The sequence below is a fragment of the Paenibacillus konkukensis genome (genome assembly GCF_023523925.1).
In the GTDB taxonomy this organism is placed as follows: domain Bacteria; phylum Bacillota; class Bacilli; order Paenibacillales; family NBRC-103111; genus Paenibacillus_S; species Paenibacillus_S doosanensis.
This window is the reverse complement of the sequence record NZ_CP027059.1, coordinates 3,853,576-3,874,762: the sequence shown is the minus strand read 5'-3', so window position 1 is coordinate 3,874,762 and position 21,187 is coordinate 3,853,576. Positions and strand designations below refer to the sequence as shown.

Here is a 21,187-nt window from a genome sequence, read left to right as displayed (position 1 = left end):
GGAAAGGAGAGAGTTGGACATGAATGCGAGTCTTTTGAGTCATAGCGGTCATGAAGGCGCAGGCGCGATCTCCGGCTTTGCGACGCTGTGGGGGCCTGGTGTGCTGCTTGTCGTGATTATCATCGGCTGGTTATATGGAATGGCTGTCAATCGGTGGCGTCATCGGTTCGCAGAGTCGGAGCCGGTGGCGGTCAAACATCAAGTATTTTTCTATATCGGGCTGTTGTTATATTATTTGGCGGAGGGAAGCCCTCTTAGCTTTTACGGGCATCATTACAGCTTCAGCGCGCATATGCTGCAGCAATCGATATTGTACCTGATTATGCCTCCGTTTATTTTGCTCGGCCTTCCGGGATGGATGCTGCGGCCGCTGCTCAAAAGCAGGGGAGCACAGCGTGCTATGCAATTGTTAACCGCGCCGCTCGGGTCGTTATTCGTGTTTAACATGGTGTTCTCCTTTTACCATATCCCGATGATTATGGACGCGCTTATGGCCAATTCGGTGCTCCATGACGTGTACAATACGGTATTCCTGCTGGCGGCGTTCCAAATGTGGTTCCCTGTGTTTTGCCCGCTGCCAGAATATAACAAGATGTCGGAATTGTGGAAGATGGCGTATATTTTTGTCAACGGCATTTTATTGACGCCGGCCTGCGCTTTAATCATCTTTGCGAGCGAGCCGATGTATGCGAATTTTAAAAACGTCTCCGAGCAGTATTTATTTATGTCCGTTCTGAACGATCAGCAGCTAGGCGGCGTCATTATGAAAATCATTCAAGAAATCGTCTACGGCATTGCGCTTGCATATACGTTCTTCCGCTGGTATCGGAGAGAGCGTCGGCAGGAAGAGGAAGAAGATTTGCAGAATGAGTCGTTCGTCCATTCTCCGGTCAATGCTAACCGGGCCTGACTATCGATAATGAGGTGGAAGCAACAATGCATATATTGCCTACGATTAGCACCAGCTTCATCGTGATCAGTGCTATTTTTGTAGCCTTCGGATGGGCGCAGATTGTGAAGGGGAACCGGGATACTCACCAGAAATTGATGCTGTGGGGAGCCGGCTTTGCCCTCGCCTTTTTCATCATCTACGTCTCACGGACCATCTTCGTAGGAAATACAACCTTCGGCGGACCGGAATCTTTGAAGCTGCCGTATCATCTATTTTTATTTTTTCATATTACCTTAGCTACGGTTGCAGCCGTATTCGGCGTTATTACCTTACTGCATGCGTTCAACAAACGGTTTGCGAAGCATAAGAAAATCGGCCGCTGGACGGCCGTTATTTGGCTGCTTACCGCTCCGACCGGCGTCGTCGTCTACGTTCTGCTGTACGTCATGTATCCGGGCGGGGATACGAAGCCGATGATTGACGCCATATTGGGACTATAGAGTGAGCTATACCCTTCAGAAACAGATTCCGTTACGGAGTCTGTTTTTTTTGTTGTCACGTCACTACCCTGGAAATTACTCTTGGTACCCCATTTCCATTGTCTGTGGTGCCGCGTCGGCGGCATGGATGGCTTTTGGGGGATTTGTTCTTAGCTTTGACAGCCCTGAATCTGTAGAAGCGAAGCGTTCGCCTTTGCTCCCGGATTTTCTCCTTTCCGGAGGTGAAAAATTAAAAAATCCGGCTACAACCGCGAGTGGAAACTTCTATCGACCGCAGGCCGTTTGTTTTTCACTACACTTTTTAACGAAGCTTTTATAAAATCGGCAGCTCTTTGAGTCTTTTTGCGGCAACAATGGTTTCTTAGTGTCATGGTTATACTAAGGAACAGAACAGCCAATTCAGGGGGATTATGCCGTATGGCCAATGTGTTGGTAGTGGACGACGATAGGCATATCGTACGCTTGATCACGTTATTTTTGCAGCGGGAAGGGTTTATTGCGCTGGAGGCCTATCATGGCCGCGAGGCATTGCAGCAGCTTGAGGCAGGCAAGGTCGATCTGGTCATTCTCGATATTATGATGCCGGAGATGGACGGATGGGATTTATGCCGGCAAATTAAAGAACATTACGATATTCCGGTGCTGATGGTAACGGCCCAAGGAGAGACGGGGCAAAAAATTAAAGGCTTCGAGCTCGGTACCGACGATTATTTGGTCAAGCCGTTCGATCCGCTGGAGCTTGTCGCAAGGGTACGCGCTTTGCTTAAACGTTACAAAATCGCTACTTCGCATCTTGTGCAGGTCGGCAGCTGCATGCTGGACCAATCGTCGCATCGAGTGCGGATAGCCGATGAAGAAGAGAGTACGCTGCCGCTCAAGGAATTTGAGCTGTTGTTCAAGCTGGCCAGCTATCCGGGGCAAATCTTCACGAGGGACCAGCTCATTCAGCAAATATGGGGCATCGATTATGAAGGCGACGAAAGAACGGTGGACGTCCATGTGAAAAGGCTGAGAGAACGCTTCAGGGAGGAGACGGCAAGGTTCCGAATCAGCACGGTGCGAGGGCTAGGATACCGACTGGAGGTATTGGAATGATCAAGTCGCTGTATATTCGCCTCGTGGCCGTATTCGTCGCGGCGGTCATCGTCGGCCTGGTCGTCTCGCTGATCGTATCCAATCACTTGTTCGATCAACAGCTGCAGGAATGGATGAAGACGGATACGGAGCAATCCGGCGAGCATATCGCGGCGCTGCTGAAGGAAAGCGATCCCGGGAAGTGGAGCACGATTCTGCCGCAGCTTGCGGAGATGAAATCGTCTTACATCGGGTTATACGATGCGGCAGGCGGACGGGTAGCGGGCTCGGCCGATTCGCCGAAGGTGGTGTCCGGCGATATATTGCGGGTTATTGGCGGCGAGCGTTACCAGCAATTCATCGAACCGCATAACGACGGCCTTCCGGCCTGGCTGATGGGGTTTCCGATACAGCTTGGCGGAACAAGCTTCGCCCTGTTCGTACAGCCCGACTATTCGGTCTTCAGCGTCGGTATCCGCAGAACGATCCAGTTGAATTTGCTGATCGTACTGGTTGTCGGCGGGGCGGTGATGGCCGTGGCGGCCCGCTATTTGGTCAAGCCGCTCAATATGCTGACCAGAGCGACGCGCAAGCTGGCGAAGGGCAATTTCAATGTCCGGCTGGATTATACGCGCAACGACGAAATCGGGGTGCTGACCCAGAGCTTCAATGAAATGGCGCTCGAGCTGGGGCAATTGGAGCAAATGCGGCAGGATTTCGTATCCAATGTATCTCACGAAATTCAATCGCCGCTGACGTCGATCATCGGGTTTGCGAAGGCGCTGCGCAGCAGCACGATCCCGGAGGCGGAGAGGATCAATTATTTGGATATTATTCAATCGGAAAGCGAGCGATTGTCGCGCCTGAGCGACAATCTGCTGAAGCTCGCTTCGCTGGAATCGAAGCATCATCCGTTTCGGAGAACGACATTCCGGCTGGACGAGCAGCTTCGCCACGTAGCGGTCGTTTGCGAGCCGCTGTGGAGCGCCAAGCATATACGGCTGGAGCTGACTCTGCCGAAGACGATGATTGCCGGCGATGCGGACCTGCTTAATCAGGTGTGGATGAATTTGCTCGGCAACAGCATCAAGTTTACGCCGGAAGGAGGCAGCATCCGGATTCGCTCCGAATCCGAAGTCAGCCGGGTGAAGGTAAGCTTTGCCGATACGGGAATCGGTATCCCCGAAGGGGAGCGGAATAAAATATTTCAGCAATTTTACAAAGCCGATCGCTCCCGCACAGGGACTACCGGGGGCAGCGGCCTTGGTCTGGCCATCGTCCACAACATCGTGTCTCTCCATAAAGGAGCTATTCAGGTGGAGAGTAAAGAAGGAGAAGGCACGATGATGACGGTCATCCTGCCGAGCATCAGTTGAGGAACGCTGCCTTGTTCTTAAGCGCACTCTGCATATCAGCCTGCTTTAAGACCTCTTGCGTCCTTACTTAAGCCCTAAGCCGGCATTTCCGTAGCCGTAGGCTTGGCGTAGCCCTTTTCATATTTTTGATCGATGAAGGTGCGGATTTCCTTGACCGTGCGGCCATCCTGCTTCATTCTGGCGGCCGTTACCGCGATTTCGAGACAGACGCCGCAGCGCGTGCCGTGATCGTCCCAGACGACGCTGCCGTCCTGCTTTACTTCTTTGACGAAGCAGTTCTGATTGCTTGTATGTCCGGCGCTTTCGCCGCATCCGCAGTAACAGGGAATCCACTTCAGCACATCCAGCGTGCCTGCCGCGATCTGATAAGCTTGTTTGATTTCCGGGCGCTGCTTGTCAAGAAAAGTCGGCAGCTTCGCCAGACTTGAGGTCGTTTCTTGCAAGTCGCCGTTTGCAGCATGCTGCTGGTGGGGAGCATGCGATGCTCCGGCGTCGGCAGACTTGCCGACAGAAGAGCCGCAAGCGGTCAGCAAGATCGATAGCGCTAACATCCCCGATAATGGAACTAGCCGCAGGTTCATTAGTTATAAACCTCCACAAAATGTATTGTTTTCTAATGCTTAATAATCATTATACCATACACGGGTATAGAATATCCCAGTCCGCCGTGACAGCCTGATGACTTGCTTTTTGAAAAACGGGGGCTGATTTTGTATGAAAGGATCAGCGGATGCCCGGCGCTTTTTGCAGGAGCGTCCAAGGAAAACAGCAGCATATTGCATAAGATAAGTATGGATTTGCAGGAGCTGCGGGGGTAGCAGACAAGACAAAAAAACCGGCAGCGCGACGCAGATGGTCGCAGGCTGCCGGTTTAACGGTTGGCGCAGCATCGCCGCCATGAAGCGCCCGAAGTTACTTCAGTGCGCTTCCGCCGAACACAAAGCGGTATTCCCAATGCTTGCCTTCGATGCTGTCTATGCGAACGCCGCCGGAATCTTTGGAATACGTATGAAGAACTTGTCCGTTGCCCAAGTAGATCGCTACATGGGAAATTCGCTGATTGGATTTATTCGTCGGATAAGCGGACTTGCTTGTCCCTTTGTAATCCATGAAGAACATCAGATCGCCCGGCTTCAGATTATGCCAATTCGTCGTCGTATTCCCGAGTTTTTTCACATAATCGGCTTGCTGACGCGAATCGCTCGGCAGAGTGATGCCTGCGCCGTCTTTGAACGCCTGGCGGACGAAATCGGAGCAGTCGAACGTTTTGGTATTCGAACGGCTGGAGCCGAACTCGTACGGGGTACCGAGATATTTTTTACCGGCGTTAATAATTTTAGTGACCGTAGCGCTGGTATTGGTGCTGGTGTTGTTGTTGGAAGAGCCGCTGCCGCTGTTTCCGCTATTGCCGGAGCTGCTGTTTCCGGATGAGGAAGATTTAATATATTTGCTGTCTGTGGACACGTAGCCGACTTTGCCATTGGCATCGCGAACCTGGTACCAGTAATTATTCACCTTGGAAACAATATTGACGGATTCGCCCTTCTTCAGCATACGGATCACCTTGGACGAAGTGCTGGGCGTGTCTCTAAAATTGACTCCGCTGACGATTTGCGCCGATGCGGCGTGAGCTTCATGAGGGGCGACCAGGCCTATTCCGGCTGTAAGAGTTGTGGCTAGCAGTAGAGCGGCAAGTTGTTTCTTCATGTTTTGAATTACCTCCAGTTGTTCTAAGATGTAGTTTCCAAACCTTTTTATGTAAATTGCCGGCGCCTTTTATCAAAGCGGCAGGCAAAGGTTTGCCTCGTATAGGGGCCTATAAGATTGTTCTATTGGAGTGCAAAAAGACTTGAGTTTGACATGACCAAGCATCCGATACACAATAAAAATAAGAACGCGATATCGCTGACAACAATCCGTTTGGAATTAAGGACTAGGAGCAGGAGGTAGCGGATTTGAACGTGTGGACGCTTGGCCCGTTGGTCTTATCTAGCCAAATTGTGATTGCGGCCTCTGCGGCGGTGGCAGGGTATATAACGCTGCGAGCGCGGCTTCGCCGTCTACTGCCCCCGGAAGCCCGCTATGATAGGGCCTGGGATGCGGCTTTGCTTTGGCTTGTCTTATGGAAGTTGAGCGCGCTGCTGTTTCAGCCGATAAGCTTGCTGGAAAATCCCGCGGACCTGCTGTATAGCAGCGGCGGTATGCGAGGCATTTGGCTGGCAACGTTTATAACGTTAGGCTATGTGTGGTTTCGGGACCATAAATCCCCTAACAGAACCATTTATATAGATTCGTGGCTTGTCTCCATTTTGGTGGGGTACACTTTGTATCGGATTTTGGCGGTCTTATTTTTAGAGGGAAATGCTTCCACTAATGCCGTCATATCGGTTCTCGGCATCGTTTTGCTGGCAGCTTGGCGGAAAGTACGGCCGCAGGCGGGGAGCAGGGGCGTATCGACGCTGTTCGTTTCTTTCGTCATACTCCATGCGCTGATCAGCACAGTCGCTGCGAATACTTGGGAGAAGTCGGGAGGGTTCGGCGTTCAGGCTGCGGAGGATGCGGCGGAAGGGCTCGGCATCGGTCAGCGGGCGCCGGACTTTGAGCTTTTTACGTTGGAAGGTCAAGCCGTAAAGCTGTCCGATTTCCGGGGAAAAAAAGTGCTGCTCAACTTTTGGGCGACCTGGTGTCCGCCGTGCCGGATCGAGATGCCCGTTATGCAGAAGTTTTATAGCGAGTACAAAGACCGCGACGTCGTCATCTTGTCTGTGGATGCCAGACATACCGAAGTAAGCCAGGCTCCCGTCGAGGCGTTCAAGAGCCATTGGGGGCTGACTTTTCCGCTGGTGTTGGATGTGGAAGGCCAAGTAGGGAAAACCTATCAAATATCCGCGTATCCGGCCACTTATGTGTTAGATGAACAGGGAATCATTCGCAAAAAGCATCAAGGAGCGATGGACGAGGATATGCTTAAAAAAGCAGTCCGGTAAATGCCGAACGGCATAATGCCCCTGCTATGAAAGCGAAACAAAATCATATTGCGCATTCAAGGGCAAGCGTGATATGATGTGATATACATTATAGTTCATCATTATGAATATTGTTCATAATGATGAACTTTTCGAGGAGGGCTTTAGTCAATGGCTAATACAAGTATTATTCTTCGGGTAGAATTGACTCACGGTCAGGTCACTTTTGGCGATGTGGCGGCTGCGATCAGCCATGCCGGAGGCGATGTCACCTCTATTGACGTAATCCGCATCGGCAAGGAATCTTCCGTACGGGATATTACGGTGGACGTACAGGATTCGGCGGAAGCGCAGGTTGTTAGCGCCATTAAGGAATTATCCGGAATTACGCTGATTAACGTATCGGACAGGACGTTTCTAGCGCATCTGGGCGGTAAAATATCGATGAGCCCGAACATGCCGATCAAAAACCGCGATGACTTGTCGCGCGTGTATACGCCGGGAGTAGCCCGCGTCTGCACGGCGATTCATGAGAATCCCAATAAAGCGTACTCGCTGACGATCAAACGCAACACGGTTGCCGTCGTGACGGACGGCACGGCCGTACTGGGCCTCGGCGACATTGGCCCCGCAGCTGCGGCTCCCGTCATGGAAGGAAAAGCGATGCTGTTCAAGCAGCTGGCCGGCGTCGATGCGTTCCCGATCTGCCTCGATACGAAGGATACGGAAGAAATTATTCGTACGGTGAAGGCGATGAGCCCGATTTTCGGGGGAATCAATCTGGAGGATATCAGCTCTCCCCGCTGCTTCGAGATCGAGTCGCGGCTTGAGCAGGAGCTGGACATTCCGGTATTCCACGACGATCAGCACGGTACTGCGGTCGTCGTGATGGCCGGGCTGCTCAATTCCCTTAAAGTGGTCGGCAAGCCGATCGAATCGATCCGCGTTGTCGTCAACGGCATCGGCGCAGCGGGCGTATCCGTGTGCAAGATGCTGCTCGCCGCAGGATTGAACCACCTCGTGCCGGTCGATCGCGACGGCGCTATCGTACGCGGCGGGTCGTATGAGCAGCCGATGTGGCAATGGCTTGCCGAGCAGCCGCAGGTGGAGGCGGAGCCAGGCAGTCTGGATGACGTCATCCAAGGAGCGGATGTGTTCATCGGCGTATCGCGCGCAGGTTTGCTGAAGGTCCATCACCTGCAATCGATGGCCAAAGACCCTATCGTATTCGCTATGGCCAACCCGCATCCGGAGATCGAGCCTGAAGTGGCGCAGCCGTATGTGCGGGTTATGGCGACCGGCCGAAGCGATTATCCGAACCAGATCAACAATGTGCTCTGCTTCCCGGGTATTTTCCGCGGAGCGCTCGATTGCCGCGCCCGCCGCATCAACGAGGAGATGAAGCTTGCCGCCGCCCGCGCTATCGCCTCGGTCGTCAGCGACGCGGAAGTCAATGAGCTGTATATCATTCCGAGTATTTTCAACGAGCATGTCGTAGCGAATGTGCGCCATGCTGTTATTGAAGCGGCTATCAGCACGGGAGTCGCCCGCCGGATTCCGCCGGATTTCCGCTAAGAGACGGTGCTGCCCCGAAGCGGGCGAAAGCCGCGACCAACGAATCATCGCGAAGAACAAGGGACGAGTTCCTTGTTCTTTTTTTCGTGCTTGTACATATCATGATAAAGGCGGAGATGTCAAAATAAGATGCGGAGGTTTGGTATGGATGAGATGGCGCTTAGCGGGACGATAGCTTCCTTGTGCACGGTGCTCGGCGCAATTCCGGCATTGCTGCTCCAGCACGTGTCTCATCGCGGCAGAGACAGCCTGCTGGCGTATACGGCCGGAATTATGGTGGCTGCTTCGACATACAGCTTGATCCCGTCCGCTTTGAAGCTATCCAATATGCTGGTGCTGACCGTCGGAATCCTCGGAGGGACGCTGGCGCTGACTTTGATGGAGAAGTGGATTCCCCATACCGAACCGAAGCATTCATTTAAGAGAGAAGCGGTGAACGGCAAATCGCTGTTTTTTCTTATTGCTATGGGGCTGCATAATTTACCGGAAGGTTTATCGGTCGGCGTCAGTTTTGCGAGCGAGCATCAAGATTTGGGACCGCTCGTTTCGTTTGCGATCGGATTGCAGAACGTGCCGGAAGGATTCCTGATTGCATTGTTTCTCATCTCCCAGCAGGTAGGCAAGCTGCGAACGATGGTTTATTCCGCCGGGACCTCGCTGATCGAACTGGGCGCCTGCTTTGCGGGCTATCATTTTACTTCGCGAATTCATAATATTGTACCCTATGGACTGGCCTTTGCGGCCGGGGCAATGCTCTTTGTCGTGTACAAGGAGCTGATTCCCGAAAGCCATGGAGACGGGCACGAGCGGCCGGCTACGTTCGCATTCATCGTCGGTTTGCTGACGATGATCGGCTTGACGCATTGGCTGCGCTGAGAGGCGGTTTTACGCCGCAGCGTCTGTCTTAGGCCTTAAGCAGGCGGAGGAGGACACGCTAATCCATAGGATGTAATCAGTTGGGCCCGGCGAGAAGCGGGCTGCCGAGAAATCGGCGGCGCGCGCTTACTGCCGGGCCCTATTTGGGGTGAAGCGGCTGGAGCTTGAGAACGTCGGTTAGCGGATAAAGGACAGCTTTCCTCCGCCGGGCTGAGGGATGTCCTTCCATGTGCGCCGCTCGCCGTTGAACTGCGGCAGCCACGGGGCCAGCGCCTCGAACATGTCGTCGCACATGCGCCATACTTCGTCCGGGGTGCACACCGCGGCGGTCAGCGGATCATGCAGCACCGCCTGCTTCACAAGCTCGCGGTCGCCTGTCAGCGCGGCCTCGACGGCCATCTCTTGGACGCCGATGCTGACGCGGCAGGTGGCGGCGCAGGCCAGCGGCAGCGCGCCGATATAGGTCGGCTGAATGCCGTTGCGGTCTACGTAGCAAGGAATCTCGATCGTACTGCCGTCCGGCAAGTTCGTAATGAGGCCGCGGTTTTCGATATTGAAATGACCACGGTAGACGCGCCCGGTTTCGAGCGCTTCGAGAATATAGGAGCCGTGTTCTTCGGAGCGGTCGCCCAGACGTATCGATTCCAATTCGCCGCTAAGCCACTTCGGATAGTTTTCTTTATACTCGTCTCCCCGGCTCAGGCAATGGTTCAAATAACCGCCGGTTTGACCGCCGATCCATGTATCCGGATAAATCCAGCGGGAGACTTCTTCCGGGCGTTTGCGGTACCAAGGCAAGTACTCGCTTAAATGCCCGTTCGACTCGGTGGAGAAATACCCGAAGCGGCGGAGCACATCAATGCGGCACGGCTCCTGAGCGGCGATTTGGGAATGCTTCTCCATCGCCGGGAGAATATCCCCGAGTCTGCTGCTGCCCTGGTGGGACACCTCGATAAACCAAGTTTGGTGATTGATGCCGGCCGCCGTATAATCGACCTCTTCCTTCGGCAGGCCGAGCGCCTTGGCGATGAGCGAGTGGCTGTGCTGCACGCCGTGGCACAACCCGATCACCGGGACGCCGCCGGCCCGGCGGACCGCCCAAGTATTCATCGCCATCGGGTTGGAATAGTTGAGCAGCAGGGCGCCCGGAGCGAGCTCGCGCATGTCGCGGGCCAGATCGAGCAGCACCGGAATCGTGCGGAGCGCGAAGAACACGCCTCCCGGTCCGAGCGTATCGCCGACGCATTGATCGACGCCGTACTTCAGCGGGATTTCGATATCGTGGCGGAACGCTTCCAGCCCGCCGACTCTGGCGGTGCAGAACACATAGTCGGCACCGGCGACAGCTTCCCTCTGATCAGTCGTCGCATGGATGACGGCCGGAAGCCCGTTCTTCTCGATCATATGCCGGCACAGGCTCGCTGCCATGTCGAGACTTTCCTCGTTAATATCCATGAAACGGAATTGCGCATCGCGGAATTCCTCCACCGCCAGGATGTCCATAACCAGCCTGCGGGTGAAGCCGATACTCCCCGCACCGATCATTGCAATGTTCAACATCGAACCAATTCCCCTTTCGCTCGAAAAATATATAATCAGTAAGCACGCGACCGTTGACTTCCGAATCGGACAGTTTCATAATAAGCGATAAGGAAAAGGCTTACAATGATAACATATTTTCGAAAGGATGATACTATATTGCTCATCCCTCATGAGGCATGCGCACGTACGAGCTTCGGCTTCAAATATATCAGCCCGGCAGAGCTGCCGATTCGTCTGATCAATATCGGATGGGACCGGGTCGCCGCGGCGTCATACCGCTGGAACGGCATGGAGCGCGGAGGAGGTTTGATCGTGTTCCAGTATACGCTGGCCGGCAAGGGGATGCTGCGGGACGGGGAGCGGTTATACGCGTTGCCTAAGGATACCGGTTTTATGACCGTCGTGCCGGGCGATCAGGAGTACTATTTTCCGGAGGGGGGCGAGGAGTGGGAGTTTCTCTATATCGTCGTGAACGGGGCGGATGCGCTCAGCCACTTCACGACGCTGATCAAGAAGCTCGGCCCGGTTGTCTCGTTCCGGGAGCATCGGGAGCCGCTGGCGGTGTTGAGCCGCCTGTATGCGGAGGTGTACCGGGACCCCGAGCTGGACAAGTATACGATTTCCGCGCGCTTGTACGAGCTGCTCATGTCGCTGCACCGGCTGGCCGAAGGCAGGGATATCGTGCGCACGCCCGAAGAGATGCCGGATTCCGTTCGCGCCGCGATCAAGCTGATGAAGTCGCGGTTTGCCGCCGATTTGTCCGTGGAGGATATGGCGGCAGCGGCGGGGCTGAGCAAATATCATTTCTGCCGCCAGTTTTCGAAGAAAACCGGCCTTACGCCGAACCAGTATTTGCGCAAAATCCGCATTGAACAGGCGGCTTGGCTGCTCAGGCATACGGATATGACGGTGGAATCGGTCGGCAGGGAAACGGGATTCGAATATACGAATTACTTTATCAAAGTATTCCGCTCCTTTGTCGGAACGACGCCCAGCGAATACCGAATCGGCAAAACAGGCGATCCCGTCTATTTTTTGCGGATCGAGCCCTAGGAGTCTGTCCGACGGAGTTACTTTTGTAGGTCCCTTCGGAGTAAGACTCGGTTTTCAAATGATTTTTCATCACGATTTGAGTATAATCACTGTGTCTTTCTTTGCCTTTGTGGGAGTTACGCCGCTTTTTTACGTTTTTGGGCAGACCTCTCCCGTTTATACACCGTGGATGGTTTGGGATATCTGGCAGAATGAAGCTTTCTTAAATTATAGCTTAAAGCCAAAAGGACGAACTCACCCTCAACCTTATCTTCGCCACGGAGGTGAAACTGACGAAAGCCCTGACATTCTTTCATTTGCCCCCACGCGGGTTCCACGATGGCTTTACGTAACCGGTAAATGTCTTTACCGGCATCGCTTTGCACTTTGGTTCTCATGGCTTCTCGGATCGGATCGCCTTCATTGCGTTTGACCCTTCGTTTACCGGATCCGGACTTAACGCAGTCCTTTTGAAACGGGCAGGTCAGGCAGGCATCGCTCATATACACCCATTGAGTCGCTTTTTGAGGATCCTTTTCATAGTATGTGTACTTGTGGATCAGCGTTTGTCCCGCTGGGCACACATAGGTATCCGTTTCCGGGATATACGTAAAGTTGGTTTTATCGTACGGATTCCCGTGCTGCTTGTTTTCACGGGTTGCCGCGATGTAGGCGTCGGTCTCGGCCTTCGTCGCCGCCTGAATGTTGTCCGCACTAAAGTACCCTGCGTCCGCACTCACTTTCTCGGGCACCTTTCCCGTTATGTTGCGGATGGAACCGAGCACCGGCTGGAATTGGTGTTGGTCGCTGCTGCTAGGGTTCATCTGCAGTCCGACGATGAATCCCTGATCCGCATCTACGGCAATTTGCGGATTATATCCTTGGATGACGCCTTGGGTTTTCGTATCCATGATTTGGGAATCTGGATCGGTAAAGTTGAATTGATCTTTGTCCGGTGTCTTCGATTCCTCTACCGGTTTGCGAGTTTCCAACTGTCTGAGCGCCTCTCTGATTTTTTCAAGTCGGGATTGGCGATTGGTCACCGATTCCGGCAACAGCGAAAGGGGCTCTTCGTTCTCTTGGTCGTCTATCTGGCCGGCTTGCTCGAGAGCTTCGCGGATTTCCTTTTCCAGACGCTCGATTTCCTGGTTCATCCGATCTCGCGACATCGACTTATGCTTCGATGCATGGGCTTTCAGCTTCGAACCATCGATGCTGACATGACCGAGGGACACGTACCCTAGCTGTATGGCGATGTGTACCACTTGTTTGAAAAGTCCCGGTAATGATTCGAGGTGATCCTTTCGAAAATCGCTGAGCGTACGGAAATCCGGTCGATGGCCGCCACATAGCCAACGAAAAGGAATATTTTCATCCATAGCCTGACGAAGGGTCCGGGAGGTGAACACACCCGTAGCATAGCCATAGAACCATAACTTCAAAAGCATGGCGGGGTGATAGGCTTCTTCTCCGCGATGGGAATACCGATTTGTCATGACCGTGAGATCCAACTGATCCACGATGTCGCTAACAAGCCGCACTAAATGATCTTCAGGGATCCAATCGCTCAAATACATCGGAAACAATTCACCTTGTTCCGTGGAGTAAGATTTAAATTTTGCCATAAACCACACACCCTTTTTTACCAGATAAACAGATTACAGTTAAGTTTCGCGACGAAACTATGCTTTTCCTGTTTCGTCGGACAGACTCCTAGAAGCGTGGTGAACAACAAGCCGTGGCGTCCAACGTATCCGTTTAGACAATGGCTTGGCTGCAAACACCGCTCGCCCAAGCCTATTTCTCAGGAACGGGCAAGCGCTCGAACGGCTTAGAAGGGAACTGCAGCGGGGCAGCCCCTGAGCCGGGCATCGAACCGTTTCAAAGGTTAACGGACGCCAGCGAGCTAAATTCGTCGCAAACAGACGTTTTTTAAACGTAAACGGTCATCAGCGCGCTTAAATAGCTCCGAATGGCTTTCTAAGGCGGCTATGGCGACCAATAGCTGCATCTGCGTCCGTTAGAAATCGAAAATGGTCGATTGGGTTGATATAACGGCCGCTGTGCCGTTGCGAGTGCCATTTCCCGAACGCGAGCGCCATCGGCTTCTTCAGACTACTCCCGCATAGCGAAGCCTGCTTGATCGCGGGCTCTTAGCAGGAGTCCGGTACAACGAAAAAAACCAAAGCGGCCTCCCACCCGGGAAGCCTGCTTTGGTTTACCGCACCTTCGGCCCGCTAATTTCGCGCACGCCGCCGGTCAGGATTGATTTTTCCGGAAGCTCTCGCGGTATTGGCCCGGAGTCATGCTGACATGCTTGCGGAAAAAGCGGTTGAAGTTTTGCGGTTGATACTGCAGCCGCTGAGCGATATCTTTGATCGGCATATCCGTCTCGATCAGCCATTTTTTAGCCATCGTCATGCGGAAGGAGGTCAAATAATCGCTGAACGTTTGGCCGGTTTCCTTGCGGAACACGCTGCTTAAATAATTGGCGTTATAATGCAAATCCGCCGCGCATTGCTCGATGGTCAGCTCGGTGTCGAACTCCTTGTGAATGCGGTCGAGCACCGTCTCGGAAATGCTCTGATACTGCGAGTCGAGCCGCTCGCGGAAAATTTGCAGCAGAGGCAGGATCAGCCGGGAAAGGAACCATTCCTCGATCTCTTTGCCAAGATGAAGCTTGTTCAGCTCCTCATAGTACGACTCGCCGCCCGGATTAAGCTGATTGAGGCGAATGCCGGCCTCCTGGATCATAATGAGCAGATTGTTAAGCAGCCTCATCATAGGCACCTGATATTCCTGCGGCGACATTTCGTGCTTGAAAATCGTATGCATCAAATGCTCGAACGACTCGACCGCCTTCGCTTCGTCGGCCAGCCGGATGGCGTCGAACATCTCGCTCTCCGTCAGCCACGGATAATCCAGATTGAGCTGATGCTTGCCCGCGTTCATATTGGCGTAATGGATAATGACGCCGACGCCCAGATGAATGCGATGCTTGAGCGCCTCCAGCCCTTCGCGATAAGCGATGGACGTATGCTTCAAGTCGTTGAACGGCAGGCTGATGCCGATGCTGATCTTCAGCTTCAAAATGTTCTGAATCATCTGCTGCAAAGATTCCGTAAGCGAGTAGATCCAGCGGGTATATTCCTCCGAATGCCGCTCCTCTTGACCGACCAGAATGACGAGCGTCTGATCAATCGAGACAGGAGGCAGACGGAAGCCGGCAGGAATCGTTTCTTCGGCGATATTGCTGATGGCGAAGAGCAGCAGGTCCAGATCGTCCTTTTCGTAAGACGTGTCTTCGAGCGTATCGATTTGCACGGTAATGACCGACATGACCTTCCAGCCGTCCAGTTTGTCGCTGAAGCCGAGCTGCTCCGTTTTCTCCGTCAAGTCCTTGCGCCGCATCGTTCCCTGGAAGAGCTTCATGAGGAAGAAGTCGCGCGCTTGCTGGAAATGGCGGTGGGTCTCCTGTTCCAGCCTGCTTTTGGATAACGACAAGTCCTGCATAATGCTGCCGATCAGATCGAATTCGTTCTGCCGGGCCCCGCCGAAGCTATCATCCTTGACGGGAATTTGCTTGATCATCCGGCGGATCGGCGTGTACATCCGTCTGGATGAGATCCAGGCGACAGTCATGAACAGCAGCACAATAATGATGCTGACAAGGATGGTCGAATTGCGGATTTTAACCGATTCCTTGGTCAGGCTGTCGATCGAAATGATCGACATATAAATCCAATTGTTATAGGAGGAACGCAAATAAGTAGCCGTATATTTTTTGCCGTCTACTTCCGTTTGGAACTGGTCGGAGGGCTTGTCGAATATGGCCGGATTTTTAATAAAACCCGTATTGATGGCATATCTGCCGATCATGGAAGGATCGTTATGGTAGATGATCCGGTCCTGATCGTCCAAAATCATCACGGTTTCCGACTCCCGCGGCGTATAATCGAGAATGCCCGGCATATTGCATGAAGAGATGTTGGCGATGGCGAGCCCGTACTTGTCCAAATCCTGGGTAGGGAGCTTCTGAACGAGACTGATCGTATAGGGGCAGGTGCTGGCATTGGCTTTCTCCTCGCTGTAAAACCACAAGCTTGGATTCAAAACCCACGACGTGGCGTTCGGGAGCATCATCTGGTTAGAAATTTGCGAATGATGAAGATATTCGTCCAAGCGGTAAAAGCCGGAATTTTTCAGCATCCAGTTCTGCTTCAGATTGACGATGACGACATCTTCCAGATTCGTGTAAAATGACTGGGTATTGCTGATTTCCTTGCGCAAATCTTTATATAAAATGAAATCTTGTTCGGTAAAAGGCCGTCGCAGCACCTCGGACATGACGGTCGAATTGTTCAGCTGATCCAGAGCGTGATTCACCGTCTGCAGCGTCTGCTCGACGTTGGAGTTCATTTGAGTCAATATTTGCAGCTGCTCCGAGTTGACCTGCTTCTGAATTTCCTTGGAAAATTTCATATAGGAGAAAAAGCCTATAAAGATCACGGGAAGCGTACACAAAATACAGCCGAAAAGCGTCATTTTGGTCAAAAAGCTGTATTTTCTCATCGGTATCCCCTCCCTTAGGCGCTGGTCTGCAGAAGCTCGTCACTTCATTGTATCAAGTTCAAAGTTGTTAGATCAATCGCATTCATGACAAATATAACAAACTTTCGTCACGATAAGCCAGTTTTTTTCGACTTTTTTCGTGTACAATGTCATGTTAGAATGAAAGGGAAAGCAGAAGGAAGGAGGAATGCAGATGAAACGCAGTTATGATGCGCGACGGGTCCGGTTGATTGCGCTTACCGCCGCGGCTATCCTGATCCTGAGCTCTTGTTCTTATGGAAAACGGGATGCCCGGACGGACGATGCGAAGCCGGAGGAAGCGCCGACGCCGATCAGTATGATGGTGCCGTTGTTTCAGCCTCAACCTCCTTCGGACGAGCTTATGAACGAACTGAACGCCAAAACCGGGGCCGTATTGAACGTACAGTGGATTCCCGACGATATTTATACGAATAAAATGATGAATGCGCTGGAAACGAATACATTAAAGCAGGTTACCTATGTAAGGCAAATTGACTACAATTTGGTAAAAAACGCTATCCGTTCCGGCATGTTCTGGGACATCGGCCCTTACTTGGACTATTACCCGAATTTGAAAACGCTAAGCAAACATACGCTGGACGAAACGAAGCTGGACGGCAAATATTACGGTTTGTACAATGAACGCCCGGCCTCCCGGCAGGGCATCCTGATCCGCAAAGATTGGCTTGAGCGGCTAAATATGAAGGCGCCGGAGACGATCGACGAGCTGTATCAGGTTATCAAAGCGTTTACTCTGAACGATCCGGACGGTAACGGCAAACAGGATACGATCGGCTTGACTGACCGCAATGATCTGGTCTACGGCGCATTCAAGACGCTAAGCTCCTATTTCGGCACGCCGAACAATTGGCTGCTGTCGAACGGCGCGTTTATTCCCGACTTCGAGACGCCGGAATATATGGACACGATGAATTTTATGAAAAAGCTGTACAACGAGAATATTATGAACAAAGATTTTCCCGTAGCCAGCAAGCAGCTGCAGCGTTACATGCTGATCAGCGGCAAGGCGGGAGTCTATGTCGGCAGTCTGTCCGACGCCCCTCGGATGCTGGAGGAAATGAAGCAGGTGAACGCCGCCGCCGATTTGACGCTCGTCAACCGCATTCAGGGGCCGAAGGGCTACGGAGTATGGTCGATTCCCGATTACAGCGGGCTGTTTCTTTTCTCCAAGAAGGCGATCAAAACGCAAGAAGAGTTGAAGGCGATATTGACATTTTTTGATAAGTCAATGAATAAAGACGTTAGCAATCTGATGCTGTACGGGCAGGAAGGCAAACATTATGTGCTTCAGAACGGGGAAGTGGCGGTTCCTGCCGATATGTTTCAGCGCATGAATGCGGAAGTCCGTCCGCTGCTGTCTCTTATGATCGCAAATATAAGCAATCCCAATCTATTCAAGCAGAGCGAGCAAGGGCAGGAGCCGATCCTGCAGCAGGTGAACCGGCTTGTTGCGGATAATGAGGGCATGCTGATTCACGATCCGACCGTAGGGTTGTCCTCACTGACTTTTGATGCCCACGGTACGGAATTGGCCTCGATTATGACCAATGCGACCTATAATTATATTTTGGGCAAAATCGATGCCGCGGGCTTCCGCAGCGAAATCGAGTCCTGGAAAAATAAGGGCGGCTCCCAAATCGTCAAAGAGTACGAAGAAGCGTACAGCAAAAGCCGCTCGGCTTCTCCGTAATAAATGCATAATCCGATAGCACAACCGCCAAGAATCGCTTGGCGGTTTTTTCGTTGTTTAGGAAATGATGCGCACCAATTTCCTGTGGATATCCGGGGGCTCCCCGAAAGTAATTGGAATAAGCTTCAGAGCATCACGTCACTTTTGGGGGATTTGTTCTTTTGGTCCGATTGCCGGAGCTATCCATAAGCCCGATCAGGGCGTTCAGCGCCGTTACAAAAGCGGTGTGCAGGCGCTTCAGCAGGTTAATTTCTGCATATAGGAAATGCTCAAACCCGCGTCATTACTGGGTTTCTAAGATGTGAGTCAGGGATAATGTACGAAATCTTTCCGAGCGGGTACATTAGTACTCGACAGATGAAAGACACAGCTACTAGAAGCAGAGCAAGTTCCTTTTATGAATACAGTTATGAAATTGGGAGGAAGAGAAAATGAGAAAATCTTCAAAAGATTTGAAATGGATCAGCGCTATTTGCACACTCGCTCTTGCCGGTTCCGTGATGGCCGGATGCAGCAGCGGCAGCAAAGCGACGGATACGGGCGGCGCTGCGGCAGATTCCGCCGAGACCAGTCAACAGCCGGTGAAAATTACGATTATGGCCGATTTGCAGACCACAGAGGTGCCGTCGGATAAAATCGAGAAAATATTGGAGCAAAAAACGAACTCCGAGCTTGAGATTCAATGGGTTCCGGACGGCTCTTACGATGAGAAGTTCCAAGCCGCCTTCGCAACGGGCTCGCTGCCTCAAGTCGTTTATTTGAAAAATCAGGCGTCCTTCGTCTTAATGCGGGATGCCATCAAGAACGGGCAGTTCTGGGAAATCGGGCCTTATTTGAAAGACTACCCGAACCTGAAGGGCTTGGATCAAAATGTACTGAAAAACACGGAAGTCGGCGGCAAAATTTATACGTTGTATCAGGAAAGACAGCCGGCCCGTTCCGGTCTGATCTACCGCAAGGACTGGGCGGACAAGCTCGGCATCCCGGCTCCGCAGACAGTGGACGATATTTACAACATGCTGAAGAAATTTAAAGAAGCTGACTTGGCCGGCGGCAATAAAACGATTCCGCTTGCAGACCGCAACGACTTGATCTACGGCTCCTTCAAAACAATTTCGATGTATTTCGGCACGCCGAACGGCTGGGGCGTTCAAGACGGCAAGCTAATACCGGACTTCATGACCAACGGATATATGGATACGCTTAAATTTTACAAGAAGCTGCGCGACGAAGGCTTGATCAACCAGGACTTCCCGGTTACGAGCAAAACGGACCAGCAAAACCTGATGTATACAGGCAGAGCGGGTGTTTACATCGGTACGATGGGCGATGTCAAAACGATGCAGGAAAAGACGGAAAAGAACTTGCCGGAAGCGAAATACGATGTGCTTAACGACATTAAAGACGGCAGCGGCAAAAACGTGACTTGGGGTCTTTCCGGCTACGGCACCGTCGTTCTGTTCCCTAAATCTTCCGTGAAGACGGAGAAAGACCTGAAAGCGATTTTGAACGTGATGGATAAGTTCTACTCTCCGGAAATCGCCGATCTGCTGAAATACGGCGTAGAAGGCGAGCATTACACGAAGAAAGACGGCAAGGTGCTGCCTTCGACAGACAGCAAGCTGGTTGAGAAGGAAGTCAGACCGTACCTGAACATGGCTCTATACGAAACGACTAACGTAACGCCTTCCTTCTACACGCTGCCGGTTGCCGAGAAAGCGAACAATTTATCCAATGCGGCAGTGAAATTCATGGTGACCGATCCGTCGGTTTCCCTCGACTCCAAAACGTACAACGAGAAGGGCGCAAGACTGCAGGATCAAATTAAAGACGCTACGTATCAATTCATTATGGGCAAGATTGACGAAGCGGGATATCAAGCTGCCGTGAAGAAATGGCAAAATGACGGCGGACAAAAAATCATCGACGAATTTAACGAGCAATATAAAAGCAACGTCGGCAAATAAGCGGTCTCCATAAGAGGTGATTCAAGGGCAAAGGCTGCTGAGCAGATCGGCAGCCTTGTCTTATCCGATATCGGTTCGCATCTTAGGATTGTTTAACGATAGAAAGGAATGAACGTGATGAATAATACGGCTGCACAGTCTTCCGCAGTAATAGTGCCCAAGCCCAAAAGCAGTCTTTTGAAACGGGTTGTCCGCAACCGTTATATTTACTTGATGATTTTACCGGGATTTTTGTATTTCCTTATATTCAAATACGTTCCGATGTTCGGGCTTATCATCTCGTTTCAAGATTACCAGCCGTACAAAGGGATCATGGGCAGCGAATGGGTAGGGCTGGAGCATTTCCAAAGACTGTTTACCGATTCGGAGTTTTGGAACATATTCAAGAACACGCTGGTCGTGTTTCTCGTCAATATCGTGTTTTATTTTCCGGTGCCGATTGTACTGTCGCTTATGCTCAACGAGGTGACGAACTCGTATTTCAAACGCGTCGTACAGACGATCGTGTACGTTCCTCACTTTTTGTCCTGGGTTATCGTCGTATCCATCTCCTTCGTGCTTTTGACGATGGACGGCGGGCTTATTAACGAACTGATTACATTTTTCGGCGGACAGCCGGTCAACTTCCTTATGAGTGAGGAATGGTTCAATCCGATTTACGTTCTGCAAGTAATTTGGCGGGAAGCGGGCTGGGGAACGATCGTTTACTTGGCGGCCATGGCTGCTATCGATCCGGGCTTGTACGAAGCGGCGCGGATGGACGGAGCCGGGCGTTTCCGGCAAATCTGGCATATTACACTGCCAAGCATCCGCAGCGTCGTCATCGTTCTGCTGATCCTGAAGGTGGGCAGCGTGCTGGATACCAGCTTCGAGCATATTTATTTGCTGCTTAACTCCATGAACAAAAACGTGGCGGAAATTCTCGATACATTCGTCTACACGGCAGGTTTGAAACAAGGGCAGTTCAGCTTTAGTACAGCCGTAGGTTTGTTCAAATCGGTCATCGGCCTGATCCTGGTGTTGTTCTCCAACTGGCTGGCCAAGAAATTCGGCGAGGAAGGCATCTACTAGGCCCAAGCCATT

16 protein-coding genes are annotated in these 21,187 nt (G+C 52.1%); 11 read left to right on the top strand and 5 right to left on the bottom strand.

The annotated features are described in order from the left end of the window. Positions 1 to 19 precede the first annotated feature (19 nt). The 4 genes from SK3146_RS16655 (at position 20) to SK3146_RS16640 (ending at position 3,842) form a co-directional block, all read left to right on the top strand. Complete coding sequence (locus SK3146_RS16655; RefSeq protein WP_249866047.1) at positions 20 to 910, top strand: cytochrome c oxidase assembly protein; 891 nt, start codon at positions 20 to 22, stop codon at positions 908 to 910. Positions 911 to 936: 26 nt separating this feature from the next. Then, complete coding sequence (locus tag SK3146_RS16650; protein WP_249866046.1) at positions 937 to 1,392, top strand: DUF420 domain-containing protein; 456 nt, start codon at positions 937 to 939, stop codon at positions 1,390 to 1,392. A gap of 417 nt (positions 1,393 to 1,809) precedes the next feature. Next, a complete protein-coding gene (locus SK3146_RS16645) occupies positions 1,810 to 2,487 on the top strand; it encodes a response regulator transcription factor (protein WP_249866045.1) in 678 nt (225 codons plus the stop codon). Beyond that, positions 2,484 to 3,842, top strand: coding sequence for a sensor histidine kinase (locus SK3146_RS16640; RefSeq protein WP_249866044.1), 1,359 nt, complete (start codon positions 2,484 to 2,486; stop codon positions 3,840 to 3,842). The genes SK3146_RS16645 and SK3146_RS16640 overlap by 4 nt, the downstream gene beginning before the upstream one ends. A 74-nt stretch (positions 3,843 to 3,916) precedes the next feature. Here SK3146_RS16640 and SK3146_RS16635 read toward each other — a convergent pair whose 3' ends face one another. Further along, complete coding sequence (locus SK3146_RS16635) at positions 3,917 to 4,423, bottom strand: PCYCGC domain-containing protein (RefSeq protein WP_249866043.1); 507 nt, start codon at positions 4,421 to 4,423, stop codon at positions 3,917 to 3,919. Between the two features lie 331 nt (positions 4,424 to 4,754). Then, positions 4,755 to 5,549 carry a C40 family peptidase gene (locus SK3146_RS16630; protein ID WP_249866042.1) on the bottom strand — a complete coding sequence of 265 codons (795 nt, stop codon included), beginning with the start codon at positions 5,547 to 5,549 and terminating at the stop codon, positions 4,755 to 4,757. A 254-nt stretch (positions 5,550 to 5,803) separates the two neighbouring features. Here SK3146_RS16630 and SK3146_RS16625 point away from each other — a divergent pair, with 254 nt between their 5' ends. From SK3146_RS16625 to SK3146_RS16615, 3 genes are all read left to right on the top strand, one after another. Continuing rightward, a complete protein-coding gene (locus tag SK3146_RS16625) occupies positions 5,804 to 6,829 on the top strand; it encodes a redoxin domain-containing protein (protein WP_249866327.1) in 1,026 nt (341 codons plus the stop codon). A gap of 150 nt (positions 6,830 to 6,979) precedes the next feature. Then, a complete protein-coding gene (locus SK3146_RS16620) occupies positions 6,980 to 8,383 on the top strand; it encodes an NAD-dependent malic enzyme (protein WP_249866041.1) in 1,404 nt (467 codons plus the stop codon). A gap of 144 nt (positions 8,384 to 8,527) precedes the next feature. Next, positions 8,528 to 9,259 carry a ZIP family metal transporter gene (locus SK3146_RS16615; RefSeq protein ID WP_249866040.1) on the top strand — a complete coding sequence of 244 codons (732 nt, stop codon included), beginning with the start codon at positions 8,528 to 8,530 and terminating at the stop codon, positions 9,257 to 9,259. Positions 9,260 to 9,436: 177 nt separating this feature from the next. Here the strand turns inward: SK3146_RS16615 and SK3146_RS16610 are convergent, their stop codons facing one another. Then, positions 9,437 to 10,819 (bottom strand): alpha-glucosidase/alpha-galactosidase, encoded by a 1,383-nt coding sequence (locus SK3146_RS16610; protein WP_249866039.1) that lies wholly within the window; start codon positions 10,817 to 10,819, stop codon positions 9,437 to 9,439. Between the two features lie 138 nt (positions 10,820 to 10,957). On the opposite strand from SK3146_RS16610, the gene SK3146_RS16605 reads away from it, so the two are divergent. Then, positions 10,958 to 11,854 (top strand): AraC family transcriptional regulator, encoded by an 897-nt coding sequence (locus SK3146_RS16605; protein ID WP_249866038.1) that lies wholly within the window; start codon positions 10,958 to 10,960, stop codon positions 11,852 to 11,854. 116 nt (positions 11,855 to 11,970) lie between these two features. On the opposite strand, the gene SK3146_RS16600 is transcribed toward SK3146_RS16605, so the two are convergent. Together SK3146_RS16600 and SK3146_RS16595 are read right to left on the bottom strand one after the other, a co-directional pair. Beyond that, positions 11,971 to 13,458, bottom strand: coding sequence for an IS1182 family transposase (locus tag SK3146_RS16600; RefSeq protein WP_249861330.1), 1,488 nt, complete (start codon positions 13,456 to 13,458; stop codon positions 11,971 to 11,973). Between the two features lie 634 nt (positions 13,459 to 14,092). Then, positions 14,093 to 16,405 carry a helix-turn-helix domain-containing protein gene (locus SK3146_RS16595; RefSeq protein ID WP_249866037.1) on the bottom strand — a complete coding sequence of 771 codons (2,313 nt, stop codon included), beginning with the start codon at positions 16,403 to 16,405 and terminating at the stop codon, positions 14,093 to 14,095. 193 nt (positions 16,406 to 16,598) lie between these two features. On the opposite strand from SK3146_RS16595, the gene SK3146_RS16590 reads away from it, so the two are divergent. The 3 genes from SK3146_RS16590 (at position 16,599) to SK3146_RS16580 (ending at position 21,175) form a co-directional block, all read left to right on the top strand. Beyond that, the gene (locus SK3146_RS16590) at positions 16,599 to 18,137 is read left to right on the top strand and encodes an extracellular solute-binding protein (protein WP_249866036.1); all 1,539 of its coding nucleotides are present in this window, start codon (positions 16,599 to 16,601) and stop codon (positions 18,135 to 18,137) included. 431 nt (positions 18,138 to 18,568) lie between these two features. Further along, positions 18,569 to 20,104 carry an extracellular solute-binding protein gene (locus SK3146_RS16585; RefSeq protein ID WP_249866035.1) on the top strand — a complete coding sequence of 512 codons (1,536 nt, stop codon included), beginning with the start codon at positions 18,569 to 18,571 and terminating at the stop codon, positions 20,102 to 20,104. A gap of 117 nt (positions 20,105 to 20,221) precedes the next feature. Next, the gene (locus tag SK3146_RS16580) at positions 20,222 to 21,175 is read left to right on the top strand and encodes an ABC transporter permease (protein WP_249866034.1); all 954 of its coding nucleotides are present in this window, start codon (positions 20,222 to 20,224) and stop codon (positions 21,173 to 21,175) included. The last annotated feature ends 12 nt before the right edge of the window (positions 21,176 to 21,187 follow it).